Raw genomic sequence first — 13,899 nt, 5'->3', positions numbered from 1 at the left:
GTCAACTCGTGTGAATGTTTCATAGAATCAAAACGTTAGTAACGGTATTTTCTGTTCTTTCGGCCTTGTTATTGGGCTCGATACGCTACAGTTGTGCCCAAACTTGCACAGGAAGTCTTGGTGACCCAGTGGTAAACATCACCTTTGGCACAGGAACGGGCTACACCACCTTGCCAACTTCTGCCACAGGAGCTAGTACTACTTATACCCAGCAAACAAATTCATGCCCTAATGACGGCAACTACACCGTCACAAATAGTACTTTTTCTTGTTTCAGCAATTCTTGGTTTGATGCGGCCGAAGACCACACCCCTGGTGACGTAAACGGTCGAATGGCTATTTACAATGCTTCTTACACTATCGGTGAGTTTTATCGCCAAACCATCAGCGGACTTTGCGGAAACACTACTTACGAATTTGCGGGCTGGATTGCCAACTTACTTAGACCAACCGCCTGTAGTGGTGGCGGAATAGACCCCAACCTTACCTTCCGCATCGAATCACTTTCAGGTACACTTCTAGGCTCTTACAGCACCGGAAATATCCCAGAATCGTCTTCACTCAGCTGGAAACAATACGGGTTTGTTTTTACGACCCCTGCCAGTCAAACACAGGTTGTTTTAAAAATCATTAATAATGCCCCAGGTGGATGTGGAAACGACCTACTTCTTGATGACATTACGTTTCGTCCTTGCGGCCCCACTATTTCTGTATCGGCCAATGTGCCTAGTATCTGCGAAGGCGGTAATGTAAGCCTAAGTGGCTCTATTTCACCAGGCTACAACAACCCACAATTTCAGTGGCAACAAAGCAGCGACAATGGAAGCACTTGGACGAATATTACGGGGGCTACTTCGCTCAATACCTCCGTTTCTTCAGCTCCTGCTGGAACAAAATATCGACTACTTGCCTCAGAACAAGGTAACATTAGCATTGGGTATTGCCGCATCGCCTCCAACCCAGTTGCGCTTACGGTGTATGCTATCCCTAAAGTAACATTACCTACGGCTTCGGGAACACCACTTCAATACTGTGCTGGCACTTCTGTTGATTTAACAGATTTTACTTCGACCCCAGCCTCTACCTTCAGCTGGCAACTCAACAACACCGCCATCGGGCTAAGCTCTGGCAGTGGTACGGGTCAAATTCCCGTATTTACAGCTACCAATGCCTCTAATTCCCCCATTACGGGTACGTTTACCGTTACGGGATCAGCAAATGGCTGTACAAGTCAAGCACAAACATTTTCGGTTGTTATCAACCCCAAACCTTCTGTCAATTTGGGGGTTGACCAAGCCGTTTGCGCGGGCGGCTCGGCTACAATCACAGCCGCAGCCAGCGGAGGAACGCCCAATTACAGTTACAGTTGGAGCAATGGTGCTAGTAATAGCGCCAGCCAAACCGTTTCGCCGAGTTCAACGGCTATCTATACTGTCACAGTCACCGATACCAAAGGCTGTACAGCCACCGACGACATCAAAATAACGGTAAATGCCCTTCCGAACATTACCAGTCTCACCAAAACGGATGCCATTTGTTTTGGTCAAGCCAACGGAACCATCACCGTCACTGCCACGGGAGCATCTCCATTACAGTACCAACTCAACAATGGTGCTTTTCAAAGCCAAAACGTTTTCAATGCCGTTGCAGCTGGCACCTATAACGTCACGGTAAAAGACGGGAACGGATGTACGACCACCAAAAATATCAACGTCAATCAACCCAATCCCATGACCGCATCCGTGACGGTCAAAAACGTGAGTTGTTTTGACGGAACCGACGGTGCCATCACCGTCGATGTCAACGGTGGAACATCGCCTTATTCTTATACTTGGTCAGATGGCAGCACGGGAGGCAGTAGCATTGTAGGGCGCCCCGCTGGAAATTACACCGTCACCGTCACCGATGGTAAAGGCTGTACGACCACCGCCACCGCTACCATTACCCAGCCCATCCAGATAAGCATTACTGCCAACCTCACCCACGTCTCGTGCAACGCAGGCGCTAATGGGAAAGTGGATATAACCGCCACGAGTGTTACCTCCATTAAAAGTTATGAATGGAAAAACAGTGGAGGAACAATCATTGCGACCACGGAAGACGTTACTAATCTTACCGCAGGAACCTATACCGTGACAGTAACTGATAACGACAACTGTAAGGTTTCAGCAAGTTATACCATTACCCAACCTACTGCCATTTCGGCCACGGCTACACCTACCATTACAACCTGTTTTGGGGGAAATGATGGAAAAATTAGCGTAACCGCCAGTGACGGAACGGCCGGTTTGATTTATGCACTCTGTAGCGGCAGCAACTGTACGTCTTTTGGCGCGACCCAAACCAGTAATCAGTTCTCTGGCCTCACCGCAGGTACTTACCGCGTACGGGTCACTGATACCAACGGCTGTACGACCACTACCCCCGACGTTGTGGTAGGGCAAGCAGCACAGCTTACCGCATCAGCTTCCAATACCTCCCCTGCTTGTGTAGGCGGTAGCGTTATTTTGTCGGCGGCAAACGCAGGAGCAGGCGTAAACTACGAGTGGAAAAACGCCAGTGGAGCTATTGTGGCTAATACCCAGCAGTTTACCCTGTCAAACGTTCAATTGGCACAGGCAGGCACTTACACACTTCGGGTATATAATGCCAATAATTGCCAAAATACCACCACTACTTTGGTCAAAGTGAATCCCACACCTGATGTAAATGCTGGTGCTGACCAAACTATTTGCGAAGGAACAGCTGTCACCTTGAATGCCACCACTTTAGGCGGAACAACACCTTATACGTATAGTTGGGACAATGGTTTGGGAACTGGAGCCTCGAAAACGGTTAGCCCTACGACTACCACAAGCTACATTGTCAGCTTGAACGATGCCAACGGCTGCACAGACCGCGATACCGTCACAATAACAGTCATTCCTAAACCTCAACTTTTTACCTTAACCGCTCCCAGTGATTTGACCATTTGTGCGGGAGTGAACGGAATCCCATTGACCCTAAGCGGCTCACAAACGGGTGTGTTGTACGAGCTTGTTCGCAATACCGTCAACATAGGCCAAGGGAAAATGGGAACGGGTTCAGCCTTGTCAATGGGCAATTATTTTGGAGGAACGTACCAAGTAAGAGCAAGCACAACCACCAACCCAGCTTGTTCGGTGATGATGAATGGCAGTATTACGGTCAACGAATTGCCACCCATTTCTGGCGAACTACAAGCGCTCGATGATACCGTCTGCGTTGGAGAAAACATGTTATACAATGTTGTAGCATCAGGAGGTAGCGGCACAGGTTATACATATACGTGGCAAGACGGCCAAACGGGTAATCCTCGTTCTTTTACCACCAACGATTATTTATTGGTAGAGGTAGTCATCACCGACAGCCGAGGATGTACCCTCAAACGCGCCGCCGATTTACGCATTGCTCCTCCTATTACGGTCAATCTATCAGCCACTCCAACGCCTATTTGTGCAGGCCAACCTGTCACACTTACGGCCAGTGCCACGGGTGGCGCAAGTACACTTACCTACGAGTGGGAAAACGGCAGTACCGCAACCACGCGCACGGTAAACCCTGCAACTACAACGACGTACACCATCAAAGTAACCGATAGCCACGAAGGCTGTATTGAACAAAAAAACACGACGGTTACGGTTTTCCCTCAACCTCAACTTTATAATGTCACTGGTGGAGGAGCTTACTGTGCGGGAAGCTCAGGCTTATCTGTAGGTCTGAATGGTTCAGAAACAGGCTTTTTATACCAACTAAAACGTAACGGGCAAAATGTAGGTTCAGCGGTTGCGGGTACGGGTGCTGCTCTCAATTTTGGCCTACAAACACTTACAGGAACCTATACCGTGGAGACGAGTTCAACAACCTCTCCCGTTTGTACTGCCACGATGAATGGCAATGTGGCTATTTCCATCAAAACCAAACCTGAGATTTCGGCTTCGGTAGCACCCAATCCCGTTTGTGCAGGCCAATCCGTTAGTTTCACAACCACACCAACCATCGCCAACGCTACCTACGCATGGACGGGGGCAAATGGTTTTACCAGTACGAACCAAAATCCAACTATTTCCAGCGCCACCACCTCAAATACAGGAACTTACACCGTTATTGCTACCACCACCGAAGGTTGTTCTGATACGGCATCTGTTTCCTTAACGGTAAATCCGTCGCCGATAGCTAGTATTACTGGGCCGAGTAACCTGTGTATCAACAACTCAATTACCCTCAATGGTAATCCAAACGGGGGCACCACTCCTTATACACACACGTGGCAGGTTACGTCGGGGGCTAGTTTATTAACCCTAACCAATAATAACAACGGTACGGCCAACATTAGCCCAACTGGCACTGGTGTAGCCACGATTTCTTACCGAGTCACCGACGCCAACGGTTGCCAATCGCCCGTTGTTACCTATAGTTTAGGCATCAATGCGGCGCTACCAACGGCCACCGTGTCGGCAGGAGCGCCTGCCAACTTTACTTCTTTGGTAGGCGTACGTTACCGTTCATTTGGTTTGCCCTCCGAAAAAGAGTTATACGTAGGAATCCCAGACTTGGGCGTTTCGCCTCCCCGCCGAGCCCAAACGGATGCCAGCTGGCGTTCGGGCAACAACGACGTTACCTTTGAGTATGACCCCGCCACCGATGTACTCAAAGCAAGCATTGTCAACAGTGCAGGTACATTTACGCTTACGTATCCCAACGTAGCAGCGGCGATAAATACGTATCGTTCGGGACAAAATAGCTGTGCCATGAACGTCATGCAGCTGGTGGTAGGTAGTCAAAATGAACCTACGGGAAGTGTAGCTTTTACCAACGTAGTGCTAAACGGGAATGCCGTTGGCAACTTTAGTGGCGCAGGTCTTAGCAGTTGGACCATCAGAAACGTGGACTTTGGGATGGGTTTCAAACTTTCAGGAACTGTTGTGCTCACAGGCACCCAACCAACTTCAGCAGAAAGCAACAAAGTAGAGATTTTGGTAGGCAATGATCAAACGCCGTTGGTCTTTGGCTGTATGTCGGCCAACGAAGTTTGTGAAGGGCAAAAAAGCACCGTTGCCTTCTCTGGATTACGTCCTAATACTACCTTTAATTTAAAATATTCGATTGGTACCACCAATAACCTAACCGCTTCCGTCACCACCGATGCCCAAGGCAATGCTTCATTTCAAACAGCAGCTTTGACATTGGGACAGAGCGGATCTACGCTACGCATCGACAGCGTTCAACGTGCCGTAAGTGGAGCTTGTTACCTTCCCATTACCTCCAACAATACCACGGTATTGGCAGTCAACCCTAACCCTGTTGTTGCCATCACTACCACTGACAATTCAGGCATTGCCAACAATGACGCTATTCTTTGCGAAGGAGCTTCGACAACCCTAACCGCCTCAGGAGGTGGAACGTACCTCTGGAATACGGGCGCTTCTACTTCATCTATCACCGTTTCTCCTGCTACCTCGACCAGTTATTCCGTAACAGTCACGAGCGATAAAGGTTGTCAAACGGTCAAAAACCAACTTATTACGGTTTATCCCAAACCCCAACCAACAGCCGCCAACAGCGGGCCTGTGTGTATTGGTGAAAAAATTACGTTTAATGCTTCGGGCGGTACGGCGTATCAATGGACAAATGCGGCCAATAGCGTTGTTTCAACGGCGGCGAGTTTTTCTTTCGACCCCGCAACGCTTGCGCAATCGGGTATTTATACGGTCAAAGTCACTGATGTAAATGGTTGTGTCCAGACCACTACTACTGAAGCAGTCATCAAAGACCGCCCCATTGCCCAAGCCACTTCTAATAGTCCAAAATGCGCTGGTCAAACCCTTATGCTTTCTGCGGCAGATGCGGGAGCAGGAACTACTTATGCTTGGTCGGGGCCGAATGGCTTTAGTCGTCCCAACGAGCAAAACCCAATCATTACCCTTGCTCAACCTCAACACAGCGGCACGTACCTTTTGACCGTCACCCGTAACGGTTGTAGTAGCACCACCACGGTGGACGTGACAATTTACGAAAACCCCGTTGCCAATGCCATCACTAACAGCCCTGTTTGCGAAGACAGCCCGCTTAACTTTACCGCCCAAAATGCAGGAACGGGCGCTCAATACCAGTGGAAAAATTCAGCAGGAACGGTTCTGAGTACTTCTGCCTCATTTAGCATTGCCAAAGCAGCCCTTACCGATGCTGGGAAGTATTTTTTAACCGTCACAAAAAATAATTGTGTAAGTGACGATACGGTAGAAGTAATCGTAAAGCCATTGCCCAACGTAACTGTACAAGCCAATACACCGCTTTGTTCGGGACAAACGCTACAGTTTACGTCGGTGACAAGTCCAGCCGCCACCAAGTATGAGTGGGCGGGGCCAAATAGCTTTACTTCTCCCGACCAACATCCCAAAATCGAAAACGTCACCACAAGTGCAACGGGCATCTATGAAGTCATTGCTAGTTTGAATGGTTGCCGTGATACTTCCCGTATCAGCGTGACCGTCAACCCAACTCCGATTGCGGTGGCGTCGGCGTCGTTGCCTGTTTGTGAAGGTGGAACAATCACGCTTACTGCTGCCAATGCAGGAAGCCTAGCTCAGTACGAATGGACAGATGCCGCAGGCACGGTGGTAAGTAGCAGTTCTTCGTTTGCTTTAACCAACGTTGGAGTCGCCGATGCAGGGGTGTATCGCCTCAAAGTAACGTTAGGTGCGTGTACCAACGAGGACACTGCGGTGGTTGTTATTTACCCTAAACCAAAACTCACGATTGTCGGCACCTCTTGTGCTCCTAATTTGAAGTCATACCGAGTCGATGTCACAGTTGAAGGTGGAATTTTAGCTTCGTCGGCAGGAATCATTACACCTACGGGTACAAACGCCTATACCATTTCAAACGTACTTCCGTCGGTCAACCCACTTTTGGTAAGTGTGACTTCTGACAAAGGTTGTTCGGTGTCTCAAAATATCACAGCGCCCGATTGTTCTTGCCCCGTCGTCAATGCTCCAAGCAGCGGAGGAAATAAGAAAATTTGCCAAAACGAAACCATACCGACACTTTCGGCCAACGTTGGTGCCAATGAAACCGTCGATTGGTACGAAACATCTACGGGTGGAACGCCCATCGTTCAGGGAAGTGAAACCTTTACCCCAACAAGTGCAGGTATTTATTACGCCCAAACCCGCAACCTCATTCATGATTGCGTGAGCAGTACCCGTACGCCCGTATCACTCACGATTGTAGCACTGCCAAAACTGGTGATTGACTCCACAGTTTGCAGTACAGATTTATCTAACTTCGTGGTATGGTTAACCACTGAACTTTCGGGCGTAACTGTCTCCTCATCCGAAGGCACCACCGTTAATTTTACCAACGGTCGTTACGAAATCATTGGCGCTAGTCCGTTCGGAACGCCAAACATTACCATTACTGTAACCAATGTAGATGGTTGCAAAACACAGGTAATTCTCAAAAAACCTGATTGCCTTTGCCCCGACTTGGCTGCTCCTGTCAATGTTGGAGACAAAGAAGTATGTTTTGAACAAACGAACCCTTCGCTCGAAGCCACCGTCAATGCCAACGAAACCGTCGATTGGTACGATGCACCAACGGGCGGAAACAAAGTAGCCACGGGCACACTTCAGTACACACCTACCCAAGTAGCCGTGGGTACGCATACTTTTTATGCCGAAACCCGCCGTACTGACATTACCGTTCGTACTTGTGTTAGCAACACCCGCACGGCCATCAAACTAACCATCAAAGCCTTGCCTGTAGTAGCGGCTAGTTCCAACAGCGCCGTTTGTGAGGGCACTGATTTACAACTAACAACGGCTGCAAACGCTAATGCTACTTACCTCTGGAGTGGGGCAAACGGTTTCAGTGCTTCTACCCGCAGCCCATTGCGTACCAATGCCCAACCTAGCATGTCAGGCAACTACATCGTGACAGTTACGGCCAATGGTTGTACGGTTCAGGATAGCACCACCGTCCTTGTTAAGCCTTTGCCAATAGTCAATACCACAGGCATCGTTGTCTGTGAAAGTAGCCCATTTCTATTGAAAACCCCTGCGGTTCTTGGCGCCACATACGAATGGCTTAGCCCTACCAACCAAGTGGTTTCAATTGATTCTTTGTACTCCGTAACACACGCATCTCTAAGCCAAACGGGAACGTATCGAGTAAAAGTAACTTTGGACGGCTGCGTTCAGCAAGATACTGCCCAGGTTACGGTCACGCCTTTGCCATTAACCCAAGCTCTTTCTAACGCTCCCATTTGTGCAGGAGATACGCTATTTTTATCCGCCGCAAATGCAGGTTCGGGTGCTACCTACGCATGGCAAAAATTAGCCACTGGCACCGTTGTTGGCAACCAACGTTTATTCAACATCCCCAATGCCCAAACAAACGATTCGGGCAAATACGTACTTACGGTGAGTCAGAATGGTTGTGAAAACAAAGACACCATTGATGTGCTTGTCAAACCATTGCCAACCTTTGCCATCAGCAGCAATAGCCCCATTTGCCACGGCGATACCATCAAGTTGTTTACCAACGCCCCACCAATCGGCGCAACCTTTGAGTGGTCTGGCCCCAACGAGTATGTAAGTTTTCAACAAAACCCCATCATCACTCCTGCCCGCCCTAATTTGAGTGGTTTGTACCAAGTCACGGTGAAAGTTAACGGTTGCGTTAAAACCGACACCTTGACCTACACTGTTTTCCCGCTACCAGTGGCCAATGCCATCAGCAACAGCCCTATTTGCGAAAACGATACCCTTCGTCTTACGGCTCAAAATGCAGGAATCGGCGCTACTTACGAATGGCGGAAATTGGGCGGAAATGTCATCAGTACCCAAGCCACTTTTTCCCAACCCCTTGCCCAACTCGCTGACGCTGGAAAGTACCTACTCAAAGTGAGTCTCAACGGCTGTGTCAACTACGATACAGTAGATGTTTTGGTAAAAAAACGTCCCGTTTTCACCCTCAGTTTCAACTCTCCCATTTGCGAAGGCGATAGCCTTCGACTGTTTGTTCAAGGCGCACCGCAAGGAACAACCTTTGCTTGGTCGGGATCAAAACAATTTTTAGCGATTGACTCGGCAGTGGTTCGTGCCAATGCTAGTCTCGACATGAGCGGGGTGTATTTGATGACAACAACCCTCGGCAGTTGTAGCGTTACAGACTCGATTCGAGTCACCGTTAAAGCCCGCCCATCGGTCAATGCTCTCTCAAATAGCCCCGTCTGTGAAGGTCAACAATTGCAGTTGACCACAACCGCCGTCAACAATGCCTCTTATTCTTGGCAAGACCCTAATGGTGCAGCGATTGGAACGTCACCGCAAGTGACCATCAACGGAATGCAGCCCCAACAAAGTGGAAAATATACAGTAACGGTTACGTTGGATGGCTGCGTAGCCAGTGATACCGTAGCCGTAACGATTAAACCTAAACCTGCTTTTACGGTCGATTCGGTTGTTTGTGCACCATCATTGAAAGTTTATACCATTTACGGAAAAACAAACGGAACTGTTGCCACTCCTTCAGGAACGTTATTACAAGTAAGCGACGGGCGTTTTACCGTCAGCGAGCTTTCCGTAGGCACTAACACTTCGCTCGTTTTTAGTAAAAATGGCTGCGATACCACGTTTACCGTTTCGTCACCCGTTTGCCCTTGTCCCACCGTCGCCATTGCCGTGACACCTATTAGCCAAACGATTTGTGGTGGAGATACGCTTCAAACCATTCACGCACTTGTGAGTGCGGGCGTCACAGCCGACTGGTACGATGCACCTACTGGAGGAAATTTAATTGCTTCTGGAACGCTTACCTTTAAGCCTTCTATGGCGGGGAAAGTCTATGCCGAAGCTCGCGCCGAACTATCTGGCTGTTTAAGCAACTCAAGGGCCTCGGCCGAAGTGATTATTCACCCAACACCTTCTTTTACGGCCCAGACAATTTCAACTTCATGCGACGGCTTAGATGCTCGAAAAGACGGACAATTGGTCATCAAGGAGATTACCAACGGACTCCGTTATGATTTTTCGGTCGGAAGTACCTACACTGGAACTCAAACTTTTGCTACTGCTCGGACAATACCTACGGATGGGGTTTTGGCAGATACATTGTCTAACCCAATGACGCCGCGCACTTACACAGTTCGGGTTTTTGACGCGACGGGATGTTACACTGACCGAGTAGCTACGTTAGCTCGCCGTGATTGTATCTGCCCTACGCCTCCGTTTGTTGTTCCTGAAAGCCAAAGCGTTTGTGAAAATGACACATTACGCACCATTCGTGGTTTTGTAGAGCCAGGAATTACGGTTGATTGGTACGACGAGCAAGGTAATTTGCTAAAAAAAGGGTCTATTTTCTTTAAACCTACCAAAGCAGGAATCTATTACGCCGAAGCACGTGATACTTTGTCGGGTTGCAAAAGTTTGGGGCGAGTTGCTTCGTATGCTTTTATCAATCCAATGCCGTCGTTTGACATTGTCGTTACCAGAGGTACCTGCGATGGTACCGATGTACGCCCTGATGCCAAAATCACCATCGTTGACGTAAAAAATGGCAAACGCTACGATTATACCAAAGGGACAGTTTATGCTGGAAATAAAACTTACGATAACGCCACGGACATTCCTGCCGACGGAATTGCGTTAAAAAACCTAGCTAATCCGCCCACTACCGAATTTTACAGCTTCCGCGTTTTCGATAGCACAGGCTGCTACACCGACTTTACTGTGGCTTTTGAGCCGCGCATTTGTGAGTGCCCCAAACCACCATTTGTCGTTCCCGAAAGTCAAGCTGTTTGTGAAGGTGACACGCTACGGACGGTACAAGGCTTTGTAGATTCGGGCGTGACCGTCGATTGGTACGATGCGCCAACGGGCGGAAACCTTCTCTTGCGTGGTTCGATTTTCTTCAAGCCTACGCAGTCGGGTATTTATTATGCGGAAGCCCGCGATACACTCACCAACTGCAAAGGTTTGGTGCGCTCCCCGTCGTATGCTTTTGTGAATGAATTACCATCTTTTGACCTTGATGCTCAGAAAGCGTCTTGTAAAGACTTTGTTGCCCAAAATGATGCCAAAATTGTACTCAAAAATCTCAAAAATGGCAGTCGTTTCGATTTTTCAGTAGGATCTGTTTACGTTGGAAAACGTACGTACGATGATGCCTTCGACATCCCCACCGACAGTGTTCTTGTTCAGAATATTGCCAATCCTGCCACTTCCCAAACCTTTACAATTCGTATTTTTGGTGAACCGAATTGCTTTACAGACAAAACTGTAACCATTTCTCGCACCGATTGTGGTTGTAATCCACCGTCGTTCGACCTCGTCGTTACCCGAGGTAGCTGCGACGGAACTACCGTAAGACCCGACGCCAAAATCACCATCGTCGATGTGAAACGCGCGAAACGTTACGATTTTTCTAAAGCCAAAACATACACAGGTAACAAAACCTACGACAACGCTACCGACATCCCTGCCGACGGCGTGTTCCTCAGCAATTTAGCCAACCCTGCCACCACCGAGTTTTATACCGTAAGACTCTTTGATAGCACGGGTTGCTACACCGACTCGACCGTCGCTTTTGAACCACGCATTTGTGAATGTCCTAAACCCGTGTTCGTGGTCCCTGAAAGCCAAGCCGTCTGCGAAGGTGACACCCTCAGAACCGTCACAGGGTTTGTCGATTCGGGCGTGACTGTCGATTGGTACGATGCGCCAACGGGTGGAAATCTCCTATTGAGAGGTTCGATTCTGTTCAAACCTACCCAAGCTGGTATTTACTACGCCGAAGCTCGCGATACGCTCACCAACTGTAAGTCAACCTCGCGCGCACCATCGTATGCCTTTATCAATGAATTGCCGTCGTTCGACCTCGTCGTCACCAGAGGTAGCTGTGACGGAACTACCGTAAGACCCGACGCCAAAATCACCATCGTCGATGTAAAACGTGCGAAACGTTACGATTTTTCTAAAGCTAAAACATACACAGGTAACAAAACCTACGACAACGCTACCGACATCCCTGCCGACGGTGTGTTCCTCAGCAATTTAGCCAACCCTGCCACCACCGAGTTTTATACCGTAAGACTCTTTGATAGTACGGGTTGCTATACCGACTCCACTGTCGCTTTTGAACCACGCATTTGTGAATGTCCTAAACCCGTTTTCGTTGTCCCTGAAAGCCAAGCCGTCTGCGAAGGTGATACCCTCAGAACCGTCACAGGGTTTGTCGATTCGGGCGTGACTGTCGATTGGTATGATGCCCCAACGGGTGGAAATCTCCTATTGAGAGGTTCGATTCTGTTCAAACCTACCCAAGCTGGTATTTACTACGCCGAAGCCCGCGATACGCTCACCAACTGTAAGTCAACCTCGCGCGCACCGTCGTATGCCTTTATCAATGAATTGCCATCGTTCGACCTCGTCGTCACCCGAGGTAGCTGCGACGGAACTACCGTAAGACCCGACGCCAAAATCACCATCGTCGATGTAAAACGTGCGAAACGTTACGATTTTTCTAAAGCCAAAACATATACAGGTAACAAAACCTACGACAACGCCACCGACATCCCTGCCAACGGTGTGTTCCTCAGCAATTTGCCAAATCCAGCTTCTACTGAGTTTTATACCGTAAGACTCTTTGATAGTACGGGTTGCTATACCGACTCCACTGTCGCTTTTGAACCACGCATTTGTGAATGTCCTAAACCCGTTTTCGTTGTCCCTGAAAGCCAAGCCGTCTGCGAAGGTGATACCCTCAGAACCGTCACAGGGTTTGTCGATTCGGGCGTGACTGTCGATTGGTATGATGCCCCAACGGGTGGAAATCTCCTATTGAGAGGTTCGATTCTGTTCAAACCTACCCAAGCTGGCATTTACTACGCCGAAGCCCGCGATACGCTCACCAACTGTAAGTCAACTTCCCGCGCACCGTCGTATGCCTTTATCAACGAACTGCCATCGTTTCAGGTGGCAACCAGCCGCTCGACTTGTAACAATTCGGCGGCTCAGAACAATGGTAAGATTTCTTTGGCTCGTCTCAAAAATGCGACCAAATATGATTTCTCCGTAGGAACCTCTTACACAGGTAGTAGAACCTTTGACACCGCTCTTGATATTCCAAGGGATAGTATTTTGGTTCGTGATATTCCTAATCCAGTTTCGTCCCAGAGCTACACCATCCGTATTTTTGGAGAACCTAATTGCTTCACCGATACGACCGTCACTATCACAAGCGTAGATTGTAACTGTAATCCTGCAACCGTTTCGGTAGTGCCATCCAGCTTTACGATTTGCGAAGGCGAACCTTTCCCCATTTTAGTGGGCGCCGTCGGGACAGACATAACCGTCGATTGGTACGACAAAGATGGCAACTTACTTAAAGCCAATTCGCTTACCTACCAGCCTAACTTCTTTGGCGAATTTTATGCCGAAGGGCGCTCGCTCGTGGTAGCAGGTTGCGTGAGTAGCGCTCGTACCAAAGCCGTGGGGGTGAAAATCGGGCAGCCTACTTTTACCTTGACTACACGCCCCGCTACTTGCATTGGCGATACGGTTCTGAGCGATGGGCAGATTATAATTGAAAACCTAAAAGACGGCGAGCGGTTCGATTATTCGCTAGGAACATCCTACCGAGGAGGAGCGACATACGAAACAGCGCAACCGCTTCCTACTGACGGAATTATAGGCGGGCTATCCAATGTTAACCAATACTATACCGTTAGAATTTTTAATCGTTGCGGGCTTTTCTACGACGTCACCATCCAAACTACGCACAATGATTGTAGTTGCGACAAACAAAATTGTTTGCCTCTTCAAATGAAAATGAAGAAAAAAGGGAAATAACCTTTTGAGGTTTTTGCCTAACTTGGGG

At 48.8% G+C, this 13,899-nt stretch carries 1 protein-coding gene; it reads left to right on the top strand.

Going from position 1 to position 13,899, the window contains the following annotated elements; all coding sequences use genetic code 11:
* Positions 1 to 14 precede the first annotated feature (14 nt).
* The gene (locus DTQ70_RS24445) at positions 15 to 13,871 is read left to right on the top strand and encodes a hypothetical protein (RefSeq protein ID WP_122933223.1); all 13,857 of its coding nucleotides are present in this window, start codon (positions 15 to 17) and stop codon (positions 13,869 to 13,871) included.
* The last annotated feature ends 28 nt before the right edge of the window (positions 13,872 to 13,899 follow it).

The organism is Runella sp. SP2 (assembly GCF_003711225.1).
Lineage (GTDB): Bacteria > Bacteroidota > Bacteroidia > Cytophagales > Spirosomataceae > Runella.
Note: the sequence above shows the minus strand (reverse complement) of the source record. Positions and strands in the feature narration are given on the sequence as shown.